The 18,423-nt window shown below is 68.9% G+C and carries 16 protein-coding genes; 6 read left to right on the top strand and 10 right to left on the bottom strand.

Translation table 11 applies throughout. The features are described from left to right. Window positions 1–34 precede the first annotated feature (34 nt). Window positions 35–991 (bottom strand): putative oxygenase MesX, encoded by a 957-nt coding sequence (locus ITJ50_RS14865; RefSeq protein ID WP_194590807.1) that lies wholly within the window; start codon window positions 989–991, stop codon window positions 35–37. Between the two features lie 120 nt (window positions 992–1,111). On the opposite strand from ITJ50_RS14865, the gene ITJ50_RS14860 reads away from it, so the two are divergent. Beyond that, window positions 1,112–2,053, top strand: coding sequence for a LysR family transcriptional regulator (locus tag ITJ50_RS14860; protein ID WP_017886883.1), 942 nt, complete (start codon window positions 1,112–1,114; stop codon window positions 2,051–2,053). A gap of 65 nt (window positions 2,054–2,118) precedes the next feature. Here ITJ50_RS14860 and ITJ50_RS14855 read toward each other — a convergent pair whose 3' ends face one another. Beyond that, the gene (locus tag ITJ50_RS14855) at window positions 2,119–3,519 is read right to left on the bottom strand and encodes a family 20 glycosylhydrolase (protein WP_194590806.1); all 1,401 of its coding nucleotides are present in this window, start codon (window positions 3,517–3,519) and stop codon (window positions 2,119–2,121) included. 518 nt (window positions 3,520–4,037) lie between these two features. Between ITJ50_RS14855 and ITJ50_RS14850 the strand changes: the two genes are divergently transcribed. Further along, a complete protein-coding gene (locus tag ITJ50_RS14850) occupies window positions 4,038–5,900 on the top strand; it encodes an alpha/beta hydrolase (RefSeq protein WP_194590805.1) in 1,863 nt (620 codons plus the stop codon). A 130-nt stretch (window positions 5,901–6,030) separates the two neighbouring features. Continuing rightward, the gene (locus ITJ50_RS14845; protein ID WP_194590804.1) at window positions 6,031–6,480 is read left to right on the top strand and encodes a hypothetical protein; all 450 of its coding nucleotides are present in this window, start codon (window positions 6,031–6,033) and stop codon (window positions 6,478–6,480) included. Between the two features lie 47 nt (window positions 6,481–6,527). Here ITJ50_RS14845 and ITJ50_RS14840 read toward each other — a convergent pair whose 3' ends face one another. Next, window positions 6,528–7,361 carry an ornithine carbamoyltransferase gene (locus ITJ50_RS14840; RefSeq protein ID WP_194590803.1) on the bottom strand — a complete coding sequence of 278 codons (834 nt, stop codon included), beginning with the start codon at window positions 7,359–7,361 and terminating at the stop codon, window positions 6,528–6,530. A 271-nt stretch (window positions 7,362–7,632) separates the two neighbouring features. Between ITJ50_RS14840 and ITJ50_RS14835 the strand changes: the two genes are divergently transcribed. Next, entirely contained in the window at window positions 7,633–8,901 is a 1,269-nt protein-coding gene (locus ITJ50_RS14835) for an MFS transporter (RefSeq protein WP_159556916.1), read from the top strand. 16 nt (window positions 8,902–8,917) lie between these two features. Here the strand turns inward: ITJ50_RS14835 and ITJ50_RS14830 are convergent, their stop codons facing one another. The 4 genes from ITJ50_RS14830 to ITJ50_RS14815 form a co-directional block, all read right to left on the bottom strand. After that, window positions 8,918–10,651, bottom strand: a complete 1,734-nt coding sequence (locus tag ITJ50_RS14830; protein WP_071251280.1) for a glycosyltransferase — start codon at window positions 10,649–10,651, stop codon at window positions 8,918–8,920. A 3-nt stretch (window positions 10,652–10,654) separates the two neighbouring features. Beyond that, a complete protein-coding gene (locus tag ITJ50_RS14825; protein ID WP_017886877.1) occupies window positions 10,655–11,842 on the bottom strand; it encodes a hypothetical protein in 1,188 nt (395 codons plus the stop codon). A gap of 281 nt (window positions 11,843–12,123) precedes the next feature. Next, on the bottom strand, window positions 12,124–12,852 hold the full coding sequence (locus ITJ50_RS14820) for a hypothetical protein (RefSeq protein ID WP_139179696.1): 729 nt from the start codon (window positions 12,850–12,852) through the stop codon (window positions 12,124–12,126). Window positions 12,853–12,986: 134 nt separating this feature from the next. Then, window positions 12,987–13,301 carry an SdpI family protein gene (locus ITJ50_RS14815; RefSeq protein WP_017886875.1) on the bottom strand — a complete coding sequence of 105 codons (315 nt, stop codon included), beginning with the start codon at window positions 13,299–13,301 and terminating at the stop codon, window positions 12,987–12,989. A gap of 315 nt (window positions 13,302–13,616) precedes the next feature. On the opposite strand from ITJ50_RS14815, the gene ITJ50_RS14810 reads away from it, so the two are divergent. Further along, window positions 13,617–13,967 carry a hypothetical protein gene (locus ITJ50_RS14810; protein ID WP_194590802.1) on the top strand — a complete coding sequence of 117 codons (351 nt, stop codon included), beginning with the start codon at window positions 13,617–13,619 and terminating at the stop codon, window positions 13,965–13,967. Here the strand turns inward: ITJ50_RS14810 and ITJ50_RS14805 are convergent. Genes ITJ50_RS14805 through ITJ50_RS14795 form a run of 3 tightly spaced genes read right to left on the bottom strand, consistent with a single transcriptional unit; the run spans window position 13,964 to window position 16,754 of the window. After that, window positions 13,964–14,392, bottom strand: a complete 429-nt coding sequence (locus ITJ50_RS14805; protein WP_194590801.1) for a hypothetical protein — start codon at window positions 14,390–14,392, stop codon at window positions 13,964–13,966. The genes ITJ50_RS14810 and ITJ50_RS14805 overlap by 4 nt on opposite strands. Beyond that, a complete protein-coding gene (locus tag ITJ50_RS14800; protein WP_056069957.1) occupies window positions 14,389–15,051 on the bottom strand; it encodes a response regulator in 663 nt (220 codons plus the stop codon). Before ITJ50_RS14800 ends, ITJ50_RS14805 begins: the two co-directional genes overlap by 4 nt. Further along, entirely contained in the window at window positions 15,048–16,754 is a 1,707-nt protein-coding gene (locus ITJ50_RS14795) for a sensor histidine kinase (protein WP_194590800.1), read from the bottom strand. The genes ITJ50_RS14800 and ITJ50_RS14795 overlap by 4 nt, the downstream gene beginning before the upstream one ends. 153 nt (window positions 16,755–16,907) lie before the next feature. Between ITJ50_RS14795 and ITJ50_RS14790 the strand changes: the two genes are divergently transcribed. Continuing rightward, window positions 16,908–18,401, top strand: a complete 1,494-nt coding sequence (locus ITJ50_RS14790; protein WP_056069962.1) for a CitMHS family transporter — start codon at window positions 16,908–16,910, stop codon at window positions 18,399–18,401. The last annotated feature ends 22 nt before the right edge of the window (window positions 18,402–18,423 follow it).

Raw genomic sequence — 18,423 nt, 5'->3', positions numbered from 1 at the left:
TGTGATGGTCCAGTCAGTCGAAGGGCAGAGGAAGTCAGTGCGCGAGGGCGAGGTCAGCCCACCGGGCGAGGAGTGCGCGGTGCGGCCGCACCAGGTGCTCCTCGGTCCACCGGCCCTGCGTGATCCCGAGGCGGCTGCGCTCCTCGCGGTCGTACGTCACCGGGGTCGGCGTGAAGTCGGTGTGGTCGAGGGTGGGGCGGTAGGTGCTGCCGGCCGGGGTGTTCGCGGCGTAGACCTCCGGGCGGTAGATCTTCTGGAAGGTCTCCATGGTGGCGATCGTGCCGACGAGCTGGAGGTCCGTGTAGTCGCCGGTCAGGTCGCCGCGCGTGTAGAACGCGAGCGGGGCAGCCGCCCCGGCGGGCTGGAAGTACCGGACCCGCATGCCCATCCGGCCGAAGTAGTCGTCGGTGAGCGAAGAGTGCTCGTGCTCGTACTCGGCGCCGAGGACGGGGTGGACGTACCCGTTCCGGCGGTAGGTCTGGCTCGTCGAGACGCTGATGCAGACGACGGGCTCGGCACTGAAATTCGAGTGGAACGCGGAGGACTCCAGGAAGCGCTGGAAGAGTGCCCCGTGCAGCGCCCCGAAGTCAGACGGCAAGCCCGGGGACGACGGCAGCAGCACCGAGAAGTCGTAGTCGCGCAAGTACGACGAGAAGTTGTTGCCGAGGATCCCGCGGTGGCGCTCGCCGGTGTGCTCGTCGACGATCGTGACGTCGAGCATCTCGAGCAACGGGAACTCGGCGTCCGAACCACCGTCTGAGAACTCCAGCGCCACCGAGACGATGTCGAGCTGCAGACGGTAGCGGTCGTGCGCCGCGGCCAGCTCGTTCGCGCGCCCGTCGATCATCGCCAGCGCAGCACGGAGGTTCTGCTGACGGCGCTCGCCGCGCGCCAGGTTGGCGAAGTTCGTGGTCAGCCGGGAGCTGTCGGCGGGGGAGTAGTCCTCGTCGAACCGGGTCCGGGTGATGCTGAAGGTGAGGTCGTTCGCCATGGTCGGCAATCTGTTCGTCGAGCGGCCCGTGGGCACGGTGGGAAGGATGCATCGATGATGGCGGGAATAGCGAGCCATCAGGTAATACCGAGACGCTATGCACTGGTATAGCCTCGGCCTATGGCCCGGGTCTCGAACGACATCACCCTGCAGCAGCTCCGGTACTTCATCGAGGTCGCAACGGAGGGCTCGATCAGCGCAGCGGCCGACCTGCTCTACGTGTCGCAGCCGACGATGTCCGCGGCGATGAAGGACCTGGAGACGCGGATCGGGCGCCCGCTCTTCACCCGATCGGCCAGGGGAGTCGTGCTCACCGTCGACGGCGTCGAGTTCCTGGGGTACGCCCGGCAGGTCGTCGAGCAGGTCTCCCTGCTCGAGCAGCGGTACGTCGGCGGCCAGCGGTCGCGTCGGCTGCTCGGGGTGTCCGCCCAGCACTACTCGTTCGCGGTGGAGGCATTCGTCCGGATGGTCGAAGCGGCGGCTGCGGACGAGTACGAGTTCTCGCTGCGTGAGACGCGCACCTGGGACATCATCGAGGACGTCCGCACCCTGCGCAGCGAGGTGGGCATCCTCTACCGCAACGACTTCAACAAGCAGGTGCTCGGCAAGCTGCTGCGCGACGCCGGGGTCGTGTTCACGCCGCTGTTCGTCGCGCAGCCGCACATCTTCGTGGCCAAGCGGAACCCGCTCGCGTCACGGGAGCGGGCGACCCTCGAGGACCTTGCCGACCTGCCTCGGCTCACCTTCGACCAGGGTGCCAACAACTCCTTCTACCTGGCCGAGGAAATCCTGTCGACGATGTCGAGCAAGCGGGAGATCCGCGTCTCGGACCGGGCGACGATCTTCAACCTCATGATCGGCCTGGGTGGGTACACGATCTCCACCGGGCTCATCAGCGACGACCTCGACCCCGAGATCGTCGCCATCCCCCTCGACGTCGACGAACGCATCGAGATCGGCTGGATCGCGCATGCCTCGGTTCCCCTCACCGTGCAGGCGCAGGCGTACCTGGACGAGTTGCGTGCGGTGGTCACCAGCTACGGCGTCGAGCCGCTCGGGTAGGCAGGCGGCGGCTCCGGCGGCTCCGGCGGGTCCGGCGATCGGCCTGGAGGCACGACACGCGTCCGTCAGGAGGCTGCGGTCTCGATCATCGCCGTCACGTGCGGTGCGCTCCACCGCAGGAGCGCGTCAGATGGCGGGTCCTCGAGGTCCTCACCCCAGATCGCGACGGCGGCGCCCGACATCGGAGCCGCGAGCAGCGAACCGGAGTCGCCGTCCCACGTCCGGAGTGACCAGTTCTCGCGGAGATCGGCGACGGTGTACTCGCTGTCGGCCGGGTCGAGGTCCGTCGGCACCTCGTACAGGTAGTACGAGTTGTAGTTGAGCATGTCGATCCCGGCCTGCTGCAGGTCGACCGCACTCGCCCGCCGCGCTCGCCGTTCGCGCCGCTCGGCTGCGTCCTCGGTGTCGCCGTCGAAGCTCCAGTACGTGACGTGGATGCGCGGGTCCAGTCGCCCGACCGCGACCCGATCGATCCCGTCGTTCCAGGCCCAGACCTCGCGGTTGCCGAGAGCGGCCGCCATCGCGTTCATCCAGGCGACCCGTTCGGCGGCCGCGACGTCGTCGCCCCACTCATCACCGCCGATGTGCACGGTTCGGCTGGCGGGGAAGGTCCGCTGCACCTCTGCGTACAGCTTCTTCGCCAGCGCGAGACTCCCGGGCGCCGACGTGTCGAGTTCGTTCTCGCCCGAACGGATGCGGTCGACCCACTTCGTGCCGTGCTGCGCCTCGAGCAGGTCGAATGCCGCAGTCATGTGGCCCGGAGTGTCGATCTCGGGCACGATCGCGACACCCCGCCTCGCTGCGTGGTCGGAGATGGTGCGTGCCTGCGCGGCGCTCAGGAACGGACGACGGGTCACGCGGCTCGTGTACACGCCTTCGTCGAGATCAGCGTTGGCGAGGGTCTGGCCGAGCACCGTGCTCTCGATCCCGACGTTCTGGTCATCGGTGAGGTGCAGGTGCAGGAAGCGCCCACCGTCGTCGGCGAGCAGGTCGATGTGCCGCTTGATCAGCGCCACGGGGTAGTAGGCGCGAGCGACGTCGAGCATCACGCCCGTCTCCGGGCGCGCGCGCTTCGTGGGCGTGCTGGTGATGGTCGCAGTCGACGTGCGGCACTGCTTCGCGGAGTACGCACCCACGCAGGCCAGGACCGAGTACTCGCCGGCCGTGGCACGGGAGGGTGTCACGCGGACTGCGGTGACGGACGTGCTCGAACCAGCGGCGAGTGCCTTCACCGCGACCCGGCCGAGTGTGTACTTCTTCGTGCCGGCGGACAGGTACAGCCAAGCGGAGGAAGCCGGCTTCCGCACGGCGGCAGTGTTCTTGATCTTGAGGGTGGTGCGAACGGCGGTGCCGGTGGAGCTGGCGGTGGTCGTCGCGGTGACCTGGGTGACCGTCACCGTCGAGGTGGTCGACCCGGCAGCTGACCCGGCGATCACATCGATGCCGATCAGGGCTGCCGCAGACACCGCGATCGCCAGACCGGCTGCGACGGTTCGTCTGACGTGGTGTGGCGCAGGCGCTGTGGACGATCGGGACGAGGTCCTGTTCTGACGTGCCACGACGCGCTCCCTCGGCAATGCGCGTCCTTCACACCCGCGCGACGGCGACACCTTTCTACCCCAGCCGGATCACGTGGCTCGGATTCGTGCCCGAACCACGACGAAGGCGCCGTCCATCGGTGCTCGCCTTCGTCGCCATGTCCCCGAAACGACGGGCAGCACGCATCGGGACAGTCCCGAATGCACCGTCGCCCTCGGAACGCTGCGGATCTGACCGTCAGGAAATCCGTCTTTGGTTCCGAACCGTCTGGCGGTACAGCTGTCTGATTGCCTTGGGTGCCTGCTCGTGCCCACCGCCCGTTCTCTACCCAACCTCACGGCGTTACGGGACAGCGTCGATGCAGTCACATCCGGCGCCCTTGCTCCTGCCGCCCGCAACCGGGCGAGTATCGGTATGGTGGCTGCGGGGTGGAACGGGGGGCGTTATGGCTGATATCGAGTTTGATGAACGTGCGGCGGCAGCGCTCGTGGCGGCTGCCCGCGCGGCGGATGATTGCCTGCGTGGGCAAGGTGCCTCAAGATCAGCGGCGGCGCAGGACGCGTTGTTCAATTTTGACGGTGCATACTCCCTGCGATTCGTTGCAGCCGTCCAGACTGAGGCGTCTGATCGGACGCTCTTGGCGAGACACCTGGCAACAATGGCCGACCAGGTCACCGCGGTCGTCTCTGATGCTGCTAGGGAGCGCCGACGCATCGCCGACCTAGCCGAATGGACGACACGGGAAAACCGTCGCCAGCAAACCGCAGCTGCTGATCCGCTGCGGATGCTCGAAGTCCCGCCGAGCACTTTTCCAGATCCGAAGCCATCGACGGTAGCGATCACGCCGACGGAAATCTCGGTGTCATTCGCTGCGCGCCACCGAGAACGGACAGGAACCGGAACGAGCGGTGGGCGGAGCTCCGCGGTGCCCGAGAGCTTGAGAACGTTCGCCCGGGCTTGCCGGTCTGAGGACCGGTCAGCGGGCACGTCCATCGCTCGCCTCCGACGGGCTTGGGCGGCGTTCATTGCCTCATGCGGATGGGCTCGGGTAGGCAATACGACTTTCCTAGCCGGGATGGAAGGGTACTTGCGGGAGAACAACGAAGACGCGTTGTGGATTGATCGCGTAGCGGACGCGTTCGACCGAGCCGGCCGCTCCGGCACGCTGTCCAACGCGACGATAGACGTTGCAGCTTCGACTGAGGTCCCCGCCGCTGTGCAGCGCCTCTTCGGGGATGGGCTTGCACCGAGCGAGGTGCACGAGTTGTGGATGACATTCGGGTACACACCAGAACAGCGCGCCGATTTGCGAGCGCTGCCGCTGACAGTGCTCTCCGCGCTCGGGAACTTGGAAGGCGTTCCGTACTGGGCTCGCGACACGGCCAACCGAGTCGTACTTAGCGAGCGGCTGGAGGCCGCCCGGCGTGGTGGGAACGATGTGGAGCTGGACGCGCTCACGAGTATCAACAAAGCACTGCGCGGTGCGACCGATGAACACCCCAGATCGCTCACCGCACTCACTGCAGACGTGCCTCCGCTCGCTGCGGTCTCGATCGGTGACCTTGATACAGCGGCGAACGTGACGTGGGCTGTCCCCGGCATGGGCACGACGACCGCTGACATGGTTGGGTGGGCAAACTCAGGCCAGAACCTCGTCGAGCAACAGGCCGAAGCAAACGGCCGTCATGACAACGCAGTACTGGCGTGGATCGGTTATGCGCCGCCGCCCGTTCCGGACGGCGAGAACCGGGATCTGGGCGTGCTCGGCGATAGATCTGCCCGAGAAGGGGCGCCACAATTGGCGTCGAGCATACGAGGCCTTGACGCAGTCCGGGGCACCGACGGCCAGCCGCGGACGAATGTGGTCGCTCACTCCTACGGATCAACCACCGCCGCGTTCGGGCTCAGCGAGGAGGGCGTTCACGTGGACACTTTGACTACAATTGGATCAGCGGGGATACCGCGCAGCATCCGCGATGCTGGCGACCTGCACGCAAGCCACGTCTACTCCGGCCAGGCTCAACAGGCGAACCCATTGAACGAAGACAAGCCAAGCGGCGACCAATGGGCCTGGCTCGGTCGTCTCGGAAGTAACCGCAAAGACCCGACGGATCCCGACTTCGGTGGTACCGCCTTCGAGGTCGACGATGGCGGTCAAGGCAACCCGGTCCTGGATCACGGAGTGCACACGGATGGTAAACGCGGGTACCTGGACAAGGGGACTGAGTCGCTTCGGAACGTTGGCCTGATATCCACGGGTCAGGGCGACAAAGTGAGCCGACCGGATGATCACGAGGAAGCCTGGTGACCAGCGAATGAATGGCTCCGCGATTGCGAGTAGGGCGGGCCGGAGACGCTCCGCGACGCGATGGTTCATTGCGGTGATGGCCGTGGTAGTAACGATGTCTCTGCTGACAGCATGCGCAGGAGGAAAACCCATGGAAGATCCCTCGGCTCGGCACACCGTCAAGCCCGACGCAGCCAAGCAAACCGTGGTGGATCTCGTTGATGAGACGGCTCGAGCAGTGGACGGCCCCTGGAAGGTCATCAGCGGTCCGCGACTCGGTCTGTGCCCGGGATCTGACGGCTCGGGAGAAGCGGACGACAGCGGCGGAGTCACTTGGGTCTACGTCAAGCAGCGCGAGGGCGCAGCCGATCCGAGGAACGATCTCCGGAAGGTCGAGGCGTTGTGGAAGAGCCGCGGCATCACGACCGAGCGGTATCGGAGCGGTGGCGACGATCCTGACCTCGGGGTCCGGGGCCGCGGCGGCCCGGTCGAGACGATCGATTTCCTCGCATCCACGGTGGGCGGATACAGCATCGACGCCGAGTCGCAATGCGCTGATGGCGACTACGGAGAGATGACCGGGAGCGGCTCAACAGGCTGATCCGGGTCGTCGCGGCAGACAACCGAGCGGGAGCTAGACGGGCCAACCTACGGCTTCGCGGACGGCAGTTCGAGGCAGTGTGCCATGACGGCTTGCTGGACCGGCAGCAGCGCGGCCTTGAAGGCGTGCCCGACGAAGGCAGGGTGTTCGAGCGCATCGGTGCTGACCTCCCGACCGCGCACGAAGGGTGGACACGGGTCGAGCAGCACCCCTGTCGGCGCGAGGTCGAGCAGGGCCGCGGTGATCCGGAACGGTTCGAGTGCTCGGGCGTGCTCGCCGGGGCCGTCGGTGAGGAACACGTCCGCTGATCCGACGGCGGTCTCCAGGTCGTCCGTCCACACCGCACCCGGGGAAGCGAGCTCGGCGGGGCAGCACTGGACCAGATCGAGCTGCAGGACCCGAGCCGCTTCCTGCCACGCCCGAGCGATGTTGCCGTCAGCACCCACGAACAGGTACCGGAGCGACGAGATGTCGCCTCGCTGCCGCAGCGCGTACAGGTCAGACAGCACCTCGCAGGGGTGGTTCTCGTCGGTCATCGCGTTCACCACGGGCAGTGCCGCTGCTGCGGCCAGACCCTCGATGACGGCGAGGTCGTGATGGCGCACGACGAGGATGTCCGCCCACGCCGCCAGGTACTGCGCGACGTCCGTCAACGCTTCCGGCTTGTCCAGCGTGGTGTCGGGGAACACGATCGGCTGCAGGCCCATCAGGGACGCGCCCCGTTCGAACGTGACCCGGGTCCGCAGGCTCGTGGACGGGAAGAACATCACCGCGGTGCCCGCCATCGTTGGTCCTCGGCGGTCGCGGTAGTCGTCGGCCAGGTCGAAGACGGCGTCGACGTCGGACCTGCTCCAGTCATCGAGCTTGGTGAGCGATCGCATCCCACCACCCTAGGGACGCGCCGGCGCGCCCCCGACGTGACCGGATGACGGCCTGGAGGCGCGTGGCGGCGCCGCCACGCGCCTCCAGACCGTCGTGTGGTCGGTCCGACAACGCATCAGCGCCGTCGGCACCGCTTGGGTGGTTCCCTTTCCACTCCCTCATGGGAAGGCGCGAGCAGGCGTCCTACTGTCGTCTCAACCCGAGGTGCCCCAACGCCGGCTGGGACGTCGGCGGCGGCTGCGGGGCTCGGCGGAGGTGAGGAGGAGAGCGATGCCCCTGCGCGTCTTCTTCCCCCTCGTGTCGCTGACGTACGGGATCGGGAACTGGTTCACCTACCTGGCGCTGATCGTCTACGTGCAGACCCAGGCCGGGTCGACCGCGAGCGCGGGGCTGTTCCTGGCGCAGACGGTCCCGGCACTGCTCGTCGCCGGTCACATCGCTCGAGCTGTTCCGATCGAGAGCGTCCGCACGGCGTGGATCGGTTGCCAGGTCACCCTGGCCGTGATGACGGTCGGCGCGGCGTTCTTCGTCGAGCACCTGTGGGTGGTCTACGTGTACGCGGGGTCGAGCATGATCGTCCGTGCGGTTGCGAATCCGCTCCTGCTGTCGCTCGTGAGCTCGTCGGTCACTGCCACTGAGCGTCCGGTGGTGCTCCGCTCGGTGAGCGCGACGTCGGCAGTGACCCTCGCCGTCGCGCCGGCCGTGGGAGGTTCACTGCTCCCAGTGATCGGGCCGACGTGGTTGCTGCTCCTGAATGCGCTGATGTTCGTCGGCGTCGGAGCAGCCATGTGGGCTCACGGCGGTGTCGGACGTGCGTTGCGAGCGGCTCGCGATCATGGCGGGAGGACGGCGACCGAACTGCGCACGGGGAGCTGGTTCCGCTTGCCGGGGTTCGCCGCCCTCGTTCGCGTGGAAGGGTCCGATCTGTGGGCCTGGCGACAGCCCTACACACGGCTGTGGATGCTCCTGCTCATCGCGGGCGCGGTCCTCAACATCATCGAGACGCCGCTCGTGTTCGAGGTCGTGAAGCTCGGTGAAGCCGCGTACGGATGGATGCTCGCCGCCTACGGATGCGGCGGCCTCGTCGTGCTGCTCAGTAACCTGCGCCGTGGTCGCGCTCAGGACCTGTCCCCCGGGAACGACCGTGTGCCCACGTCGATCTCAGCAGTGGCGCTGGCCGCAGGCTTCCTGGCGGTCTCAGCGGTCGCGTTGGCGAGACCGTCGGAGGTCACCACGGTGGTGACGGCGGTCGCCGCGTTCTTCCTCCTCGGGTACGGAGCGAGCTGGCTCTCGGGGACGTCGCGGGCGTGGCTGAACTCGTCGTTCCAGGACCAGGGCGACACCGTCACGAAAGCGATGTGGACCTGGGCTTCGCAGGTGACGCTCGCGATCAACCTCGTCGTCTACCTCGCGTTCTTCGTCGTCTACGCGATGGTCCCGACGGGAGCGTGGATGCTCGTGCCTGCCCTGGTCGCCTACGGCGCGCTCCTGGTCACCCTTGCGCGGACCCGATCGCCACGAACGCTCGTCGTGGGCTGAGCCGAGGGCCTGCGCGTCAGCTCGTCGTGTCCGCCGCAGGCCCCTGTGTCGTCAGCCCGTGCTCCGTCTTCTCCCAGTAGTGCGGCCGGGTCAGGAGCTGCCAGAGCGCCTTGTAGGCGGCGATGGAGTGCAGCGTCCAGTACACGGGGTTCAGGAGCGACCAGAGGATCAGGTGGAAGGTCCCGCGCTTGAACGGGCCCATCATCGACAGGTAGATCATGATCGCGTTGCCGACCAGGAAGTTGAACAGGCACAGCCACAGCACCCACACCGGGAACAGCGCATCGACGGTCTCCCGCGGCAGGAAGAACGTGACGACGGTGAGCGCGTAGAACGGCAGCACGCAGAGGAACGTCGCCGGGGTACCTGCGATGAGCAGGACGAACGCCGCGAACCGGACGAGTCCGATCTCACGGACCAGTGCGACGGGCCGCCGCGCGTGGACGAGGCTCGTCTGCATGTAGCCCTTGATCCACCGGGACCGCTGCCGGATGAAGTTCGGCACCGAGGTGTTGGCCTCCTCCATCGTGGTGGAGTTGATGACACCCACCCGGTACCCGACGGCGCTCGCCCGGATGCCGAGGTCGGCGTCCTCGGTCACGTTGTAGGGGTCCCAGCCGCCGAGCTCGATGAGCGACGCCGTGCGGAAGTGGTTCGACGTGCCGCCCAGCGGGATCGGCAGGGACGCGTGGTCCAGACCGGCCAGCATGTAGTCGAACCAGTACGAGTACTCCAGCGTGAACATGCGGGTGAGGACGTTCTCGCGGGCGTTGAAGTAGTTCAGCGCCGCCTGCACGCACACCGTGGCCTCGCCACCGCGCTCGAACGCGATCAGTGCCTTCTTCAGCTGGTCGGGGTCGGGGGTGTCCTCGGCGTCGTAGATCACGAGGAAGTCGCCGGTCGCGACGTAGAGCCCGACGTTGCAGGCACGTGGCTTCGTCTGCGGGTGCCCCTTCGGCACGCTGATGACGCGGAAGTGCGGCGGTGGGTTCGCCGCGGCGATCGCGTCCCGTGTCTCCTGGTCCTCTTCCTCGGTCAGGATGATGACCTCGAGCTTGTGTACCGGGTAGTCCAGGCCGCCGAGGTTGTCGATCAGCTGGGCGACGATGTTCGCCTCGCGGAACACCGGGACCAGGACCGTGTAGCCGGGGAGATCTGCGTCGTCCAGAGCGGCGACCTCGGTGTCGGTGATCCGTTCGACGACGTCGTAGCGGGCTCCCTGCGTGGCGACGACGAACTTGAAGCCCGTCCCCGCGAGGAACACGAGGCTCGCTGCGATCAGTGCTGCGATGGCGGTCTGGACGGGCCAGACGATCCCGCACGCCACGGCGATCACGGCGAGGACGATGCCCGAGGCCTTCTGCGACCGCGAGAAGACGACGCGGGCGGAGAGCGTCGGGTTCCGGTCGTGGAGTTCGTTCGCGGCAGCGTCGGCGACGGCGCCGTGGAACTGGCTCAGCACGGCACGGCGGAGCGTCCAGCTGTCGACCGAGACGAACGTGACCGGAGCCCCGAGCTCCTCGGACAGCGCATCGCCGAGGGTGGCGTCGTCGGCTCGGCCGGAGGTGAGGACGAGGATGCTGCCGTCCTGCAGCACGCGCACCGGCATCCAGTCCTCGGCGAGGTACCGCTGTCCGGATCCGGGGCGCTGCAACGCCGGGTCGATCCCGGAGGCCTCGAGTTCGGTGAGTTCGTCGGGTCGGGACGTGGCCGTGTGCCGGCCGAGCCCGGAGGGGTGCGGGGTCGTCACGCGTCACCACCACCCGAGCGATGCACCGATGGCGGCCATCCACTGCAGCGTGATCGGCCGGTTGAACGCAGCCGCCCACGCGATCACGATCTGCGCTGCGCCCACGGCAGCGATCAGGCCACTCACCCGGGTGGTCCGGGCGGCGGGGACCACGGCGATGCCCATCATCGTCATGATGAGGAACACGTTGCCCGCGGAGTTCACCGGGATGAGGCCGCCCACGTAGCCGATGATCAGTGCACCGAAGACGAACACCGAGATCAGGACCGAGCCGGGGCGCCGGCTCAGCAGCGCCAGGGCGCAACCACTCACGACCGGGGCGAGGATGAGCAGCCCGTTGAGTGTCGTGACGAGCTCCGGGACGAGCGCCCAGAGCGCGGGGTCGTAGTGGACGGCGTTCTGGAACACCAGCAACGGGTTCCGTCCGAACAGCGCCTCGAGGAACATCACCGCCCCGAAGACCGCGATCGTCGGGAACAGCACGATGAGCACGTTCGACCATCGCGCCCCCGACTCGCTCCGCCGGGCGACGGAGAGCAGTGGGGCGGTGATCGCCGCCGCGACCACGAGGACGAGCCCCGAAGCATCCGCCAACGCCGCGAGCATGAAGAGGATCCCGGACTCGAAGCCCGCCTTGGTGTTCCGGCTGGAGACGAAGCGGACCATGTTGATCGCGCCGATCCCGAACAGTGCGATGCCGAGGAGCGCTTCGAAGTTGCCCGTGGCGGTGTACGCGAAGAGCGGGTTCGCGCCGATCGCGACGAGGAAGACCGTGCTCTTCCACCAGGGGAAGCGTCGCTGGACCATGGCCTCGAGCAACTGCTGCAGCAGGATCCCGGCGACCAGGGCCCCGGCCGCCGCGAGGCCGGCGGCGCCACCGGGGATGAGCCGCACCAGGACCGTGCCCAGCGGCGGGTAGAGCTCACTGAGCCACGAGACGTCCGCCCGGTCCCAACTCAGTGTCGCGACGTGGTCCACGACGGAGCGGTTGACGGTGACGTCGGCCACGGTGGGGTCGGCGCTGACGACGGCGAGGATCAGGAACGGGACGGCGAACGCGAGCCGGAGCAGCCACCGTGCGCCCGCGCGGCTCGGGAACGGTTCCAGCCGTGTGCGCGCGTGGCCGTCCGCACGCGCGGCTTCCAGCTCGCGCCGCAGGGAGCCTGCACGTTCCGCTTCCAACAAGACCACTGGGGCCACCTCACAGCAAGGCCGACTCGGTCTTGTTTGAAATCGATATCCGCGCACGACACGCAAGTCGTGGACGCCGCGGCAGTGCGGACGCGAGCGAATCCTCTCACCTCCAGCCGATCGCCGACCCGGGCCTCGGTCTGTCTGACCGCACGTGACGTCGAGCACGCGGCTGTCGGGTGCTCGTACCGGCCGGTCGAGGCGGTTCGACCGCGTCGTCGAGGCGATCGACGTGTTCGCCTCCCGCCCAGAGGCCGCCCGTGCGGGCATGCGTTCCGCGGCTATCGTCGAGGTCGCCCGACGGTCGTTCCGTCAGGCCTGACGAGTTCATTCACATCGGTCACTGACGACGGCTCGGGCACCGGATCGAACATCGCCACGCGGAGCGGAACACGACCATCGCAGTTCGGGAGCCCGGCGAACGAATCGACTCGCACCACTCCGTTGCCATCACGCTCGAGCCGGTACTCGACTCCGTACCCGGCATCGAGGCTGCCGAGCGATCGCCCCGGGGTCATGGTCCAGTTGCGCGCCTTGCAGCCGCGGACAGCTGCCACGTCCTCACCGTTGTTCCCGTTGCCCAGTTCGACCTCTGTGGGTGCGAACGGCCAGGGGCCGGCGAAGAGGTCGGTGTCGTGGTTCTGGCGGAGCGTCTCCATCGCCACGCTGGCGAGGCGATCGATGTAGGAAGGCGTCGCGCTGTGAGCGAGTTCGGGGATGCTGAAGTCGTTCCGGTTGCGCGCCACAGCCTCCGCTTCGAGCTCTGCGCGGACTGCTCGTACCCAGGGGTCCTTCTCGAGCGGCCCCGATGGTGCTGCGCCAACCCACCGGACGTCTGGGTAGACGGCCGGGGGCTCGTCTTCGGCGCATCCTGCGAGCGTGAGGACTGCGCAGCCGATCGCAAGCGGCACCCACACCACACGCCGCAGCCGACGACGTCTTCCGCGGCTCGAACTCCCCGATGCCACTGCTGCGAAGCGCTGTGTCCCCGACTTCCCCCAGGTCGCCATGGAGTCGAATCTACACACCGGGGTGTCCGGCCCGACGGTGCTGCGCCCCGAGATGCCCGCGCGGGTGCAGATCGTCACGGGACCACCTGACGGTCTGGAGGCCGCTTGCGGCGCCGCCCCGTGCCTCCTGTCCGTCATCTGGTCGCGCGGCCTGCGGCGACCACGCTCCAGAGCGCCCCGCCGACGAGGGTGACGGCGCAGGCGACGAACGCGGGAACGTCGTCGGCGCGTCCGAGTCCGACGGAGACCAGGCCCACGACCACCGTCGCGCCACCGGCGATGCTCGTCGGGACGACCGCTGCGCGGTGGCCGAGGAGCCAGTTCTCGTCGCTGCGCATGGTTGCCCTGGTGCGGATGCCGGCGATCCCGTTCCTGCCGATGACGCCGCGCGCCGGCAAGGCGACTAGGACGACGGTTAGCGCGGCGGCGACGATCTCGATGGCGATCAAGTGCGGTCTCCTTCCGGGGTCGTTGCGCGCTCAAGCGGACTTGCAATGCACCCGCTGCGTCGCACGAGTCCAACCTGCCGGTATCCGGTGAAATACGCAAGGGGTTGAGTTGGCGAGAAGTGGGCAGCGCGGCTGTGGTGGTACTCATTGCGCTGGTGCGAGGTCGTGCGCTTCGCTTGCCGAGACCGCCGGACCGTCGGACCGTCGGCGGCAGTGTGAGGGGTGCAGGTGCGGACGAGCAGGCTGCCGGGGCGTTCGCCGCTCCTGACGCGCACCCTCGCTACGACCATCGTGGTGACAGCTGGGCTGGCGCTGATGACCGGGTGCAGCTCGCCCGACCTGCCGCCGTCGTCAGCGTCTCCGGTCGAGGTGACGAAGGCGTACCTGGCTGCGGCGAAGGCGCAGCGGTGTGATGTCACGAAGGCGTTGACGCTCGACAGCACGTGGGCGTGGTGCCGGAACCCGACGCTGCGGAAGTACACCGTCGCGGACAAGGCGGAATCGGTGCCGTTCAACCCTGGCCACACGACGGAGTCCTGCGTCGACACGACGGTGACGAGTCGAGCGTCGGAGGAATCGGAGCCGATGAACGGGACGCGCACGTGGAGCTTCTGCTTCACGAAGACGGCGTCCGGATGGCGGCTCACGGACCAGGGACAGGGCTAGGGCGTCCGCCCCTCCCGTGTCGGCCGGAAGGGCCAGGCGTCAGCGTGCGTGTGTGGCACCGCGACGACCTGGACCGCGTCCCGGTAGACGATCCGACCCGGCGAGCGGGTCACGAGCTGCATCCACGGGATCCCGTGGCGGTCGAGGAGTTCCAGGTACGGGCCGACCATCTCGAGCAGCTCGACGGCGTCGGCGGCGAACCAGGCCCGGGCCCCGGGGTTGCGGGTCTCGTCGTAGCAGTCGGTCTGCACCGTGGTCGGGTCCGTGTACATCGCGGTCGCGTGCAGGTTCGCTTCTCGGAGCCACCTGGTCTCGGCGTCGCTGAGCCTGCCGTCCCGCTGCAGACCGTTGGCGAGGGCGAAGACCCCCGGGAACCGCCCGCGACGGTTGGGAACGGCGCTCTGGTACCGGACGAACTCGCTCACCGCCGCACGTACCGGTGCTCCGGCCGCCCCGCAGCCCCGTACCGCAACTGCATCGCCACCGTCCCGTCGGCCGTGAGCTGCGCCAGGTACCGCTGCGCCGTCGCCCGCGAGACCCCGATCGCCGCAGCGACCTCGGCGGCCGATCGTTCTTCACCGGCGACGAGCTGCTCGAGCACCAGCGCAGCAGTGGCCGCCCGGGACGGCGACGCCCCACCGCTGTCCCCGGCGTGCAGGATCCGGAACGCCCGCTCGACGGCCTCCTGGTCGAGCGTCGACCGCTCGTCGAGCACGTTCCGCGACCGCGCGTACGCCTGCAGCCGCTCGGCCAGCACCCCGGCTGCGAAGGGCTTGATCAGGTAGGCGAGCGCTCCGCTCCGCATCGCCCGGCGCACGGTGCCGGAGTCCGAGGCCGCGCTCAGCACGAAGGCGTCGGCGCCGGTGTCGATCGACCGCAGCAGGTCGAGGCCGCTGCCGTCGGGCAGGTACACGTCGACGAGCACCAGGTCCACGGCTCCGCCCGACAGCGCGGAGCGAGCACCCGCGAGGGTCCCGACGGGTTCGAGCGCCCGGAAGCCCGGTACCTGGTCGACCTGCCGCCGGTGCAGGTCTGCGACGTGGAAGTCGTCGTCGACCACCAGCACGGTGAACACGGAACTCACGACACCACTCCTTCCAGTCGGGCGCAGAACACCGCGCCGTGGTCGTCGCCGCCGGGGGAGGCGAGCCACACGTCGCCACCGTGCCGCCGGGCGATCTCCCGCGACAACGGCAGTCCGATCCCGAGCCCGTGCACCTGCGCGACGTCCCCGGACGCGGCGGTCGCCGCACTTCGGACGAACAGCGAGTCCGCGGCACCGTCCGGCACCCCCGGCCCGGAGTCCATCACCGACAGGTGCAGGGTCGTGCCGTCGTCGAGCACCTCGACCTCCACCCACGGGGAGCCCCCGTCACGCGTGCGCTCGTCCCCGCGGAGGGCCGCCGTCACCGCGTTGTCCACCAGGTTGCCGAGCACGGTCGTGACGTCGCCCGGCTCGGTGATCGTCCTCTGCACGAGCGTCTCCGCCCCGACCCGCAGCAGCACCCCGCGCTCGGCGGCCTCGACGCCCTTCGCCCCGAGGAACGCCTGCAGGTACGGCTCGGTCAACCGGTCGGCGTGCTGCACCGGGTAGCGCAGCGGCCCGCGCTCCTGCACGTCCGCCAGGTACGCCCGCGCCCGTGCGGTCTCGCCGATGTCGAGCAGCCCCGAGATCGCGTGCAGTCGGTTCGCGAACTCGTGGCGTTGCGCCCGGAGCGCTGTGCTCATCGCTCCGACGGCGTCGAGCCGCCGGGTCAGGGCCTCGACGTCGGTGCGGTCGCGCAGGACAGCGACCCGGCCCAGGTCGCGTCCGTCGCGGGACACGGTGCGGACGTCGACGAGCAGCACCCGGTGCCCGGCGACGATCGTGGCGCTCGCCGGAGCGGCGGAACCCCCGTCGAGCATCGACCCGAGCGGCGCGGGCAGGTCGAGGGACCCCACCGGCTGCCCGACCGGGTCCGCCAGCCCGAGCAGCTGCACGGCTTCGGGGTTGCAGACGGTGACGGCCCCCGACGGGCCGATCGCGATGACGCCTTCACCGACCCCACCGAGCACGGCCTGCTGGTTCTGCACGAGCGTCACGAGTTCCTCCGGCTGCAGCCCGAGCGTCAGCCGCACCAACCTGCGTCGGATCAGCACCGACGCGATCAGCGCGAGCAGGACCGCCGCCAGCCCGGCACCGATCACCGGCATGCTGTCCTCGACCAGGGTGTCGTAGACGCGTGCCCGGGTGAACCCGACGCTCACCTCGCCGACGACGGTGGACTGCCGGGAGGCGCGGCTCGTCCCCGCCCCGCCGGCTGCGGGTGCGGAGACGGGCACCTTCGCCCGCGCCGACTCGCCGAGCGTGCCGCGGGCCCAGGACACGGTCTCGCGTCCGGCGAGTGCGGCGTCGGGGGAGGTGCTCACCATCTCGCCGATGCGGTCGACGTCGGGGTGGGCCAGCCGGACACCCCGGTCGTCGGTGACCACGACGAAGAGCGCCCCGGTCCGGCGCTGGGCGGCAAGGGCAGCACGCTGGACGGGCCCGTCGGCGAGGGTCGCTCGGTCGAGGTCGGTGCCGTCGACGCTGAGCCGGGCGACCGCGGCCCGGACGTCGGACTGGGCGGCGACGCTCTGCGCGATCGCCAGTGCGGTCCCCTCGGCAGCGCGCTCGAGCCGGGTGACCTCGATCCGGACGAACACGGCACTGGTCAGGGCGACGACGGCGACGACCACGGCGAGCTGCAGGACGAGCACCTGGGTGGCGAAGCGGAGCCTGGGGCGCCGTGAACGGTCGTCGGTCACGACCCCAGCGTACGGAGGGTGCGCCGACCTGCTTGCGCACAATGCGCAGAATGCGGTCAACGCGCGATGGTGCGCCAATGTGCAGAAGCGCGCCGCGCCTCCAGGCCGGGTCGTAGCGTGCCCGGACTGCCAGACACGGACGAAGGAGTCCTGATGCTCGTCATCCTCGGGTACGCGATGGTCCTGACCTTCATGGTCCTGATCATGACCAAGCGCATGTCGCCCATGCTCGCGCTGATCATCGTGCCGACCGTGTTCGGCCTGTTCGCGGGGGCGGGCCTGGGACTCGGCGACATGGTCACCGAAGCGATCGGCACCCTGGCGCCGACGGCAGCGCTCCTGATGTTCGCGATCATGTACTTCGGGCTGATGATCGACGTCGGCCTGTTCGACCCCCTCGTCCGGTTCATCCTGCGGGTGACCGGCAACGACCCGGCGAAGATCGTGCTCGGGACGGCTCTGCTGGCGGGCGCGGTCTCGCTCGACGGGGACGGCTCGACGACGTTCATCGTGGTGACCGCGGCGATGTTGCCCATCTACCTGAAGCTCGGCATGAGCCCGGTCGTGATGACGTGCGTCGCCGGTCTGACGAACGGCACGCTCAACATCGTGCCGTGGGGTGGTCCCACCGCCCGGGCCGCCGCTGCACTGAAGATCGACCCGACGGACATCTTCGTCCCGCTCGTGCCGTCGCTCGTGGTGGGGCTGCTGCTGTGCTTCACGTTCGCCTGGACGATGGGGCTGCGGGAGCGGAAGCGCCTCGGGCTGATCGAGTTCACCGAGGCCTCGCGGGGTGCAGGGGTGCCGGAGCGCGCGAACGCCCGGGCCGGGTCGCGCGTGCTCGCGGCGGTCGGCGGGACCGGCGGCGGGATGTTCACGAGCCCCACGGTCGCGCTCGGGCTGCGCGGCGGGAAGGCCGACGGCCGACGTGCGGACGGCGACGGCGTGGACGGAACCGGTGCGACGGACGAGGGCGCGGGCACCGGCACGATGGCCGAGACGATGCTCGACCCGAACCGTCCGACCCTGCGCCCGAAGCGCATCTGGTTCAACCTGGCACTGACCGTCGCCGTGATGGTGGCGCTCGTGATGGGCCTGCTGCCGCTGCACTTCGTGTTCATGATCGGCACGGCGATCGCCCTGCTCGTGAACTTCCCGCAGCTCAAGCAGCAGACCGCGCAGATCGTCGCGCACGCCCCGAGCATCGTCGGCGTGGTGTCGATGGTGTTCGCCGCCGGGGTGCTGATCGGGGTGCTCGACGGCACCGGGATGGTCGCGGCGATGGCCGACTGGCTCGTTGCGGTCATCCCGGACTCGATGGGCCCGTACCTGGCGGGCATCACCGGCATCCTGAGCATGCCGCTGACGTTCTTCATGAGCAACGACGCGTTCTACTTCGGGATCCTGCCGGTGCTGTCCGAGAGCGCTTCGGCGTACGGGATCACACCGGCGGAGATGGCCCGCGCCTCGGTCGTCGGGCAACCCGTGCACATGCAGAGCCCGCTCGTCCCCGCGATCCTGCTGCTGGTGTCGCTCGCCAACGTGAACCTCGGCGACCACCACAAGAAGGTGCTGTGGCGGGCCGCCGTGGTCGCGATGGCGATGCTCGTTGTGGCGATCGTGGTGCGGGTCATCCCGTTCGGGTGATCTGACCGCCGCGCCGGAGTGC

The organism is Curtobacterium sp. VKM Ac-2889, from assembly GCF_015350855.1.
GTDB lineage: Bacteria > Actinomycetota > Actinomycetes > Actinomycetales > Microbacteriaceae > Curtobacterium > Curtobacterium poinsettiae.
Note: the sequence above shows the minus strand (reverse complement) of the source record. Positions and strands in the feature narration are given on the sequence as shown.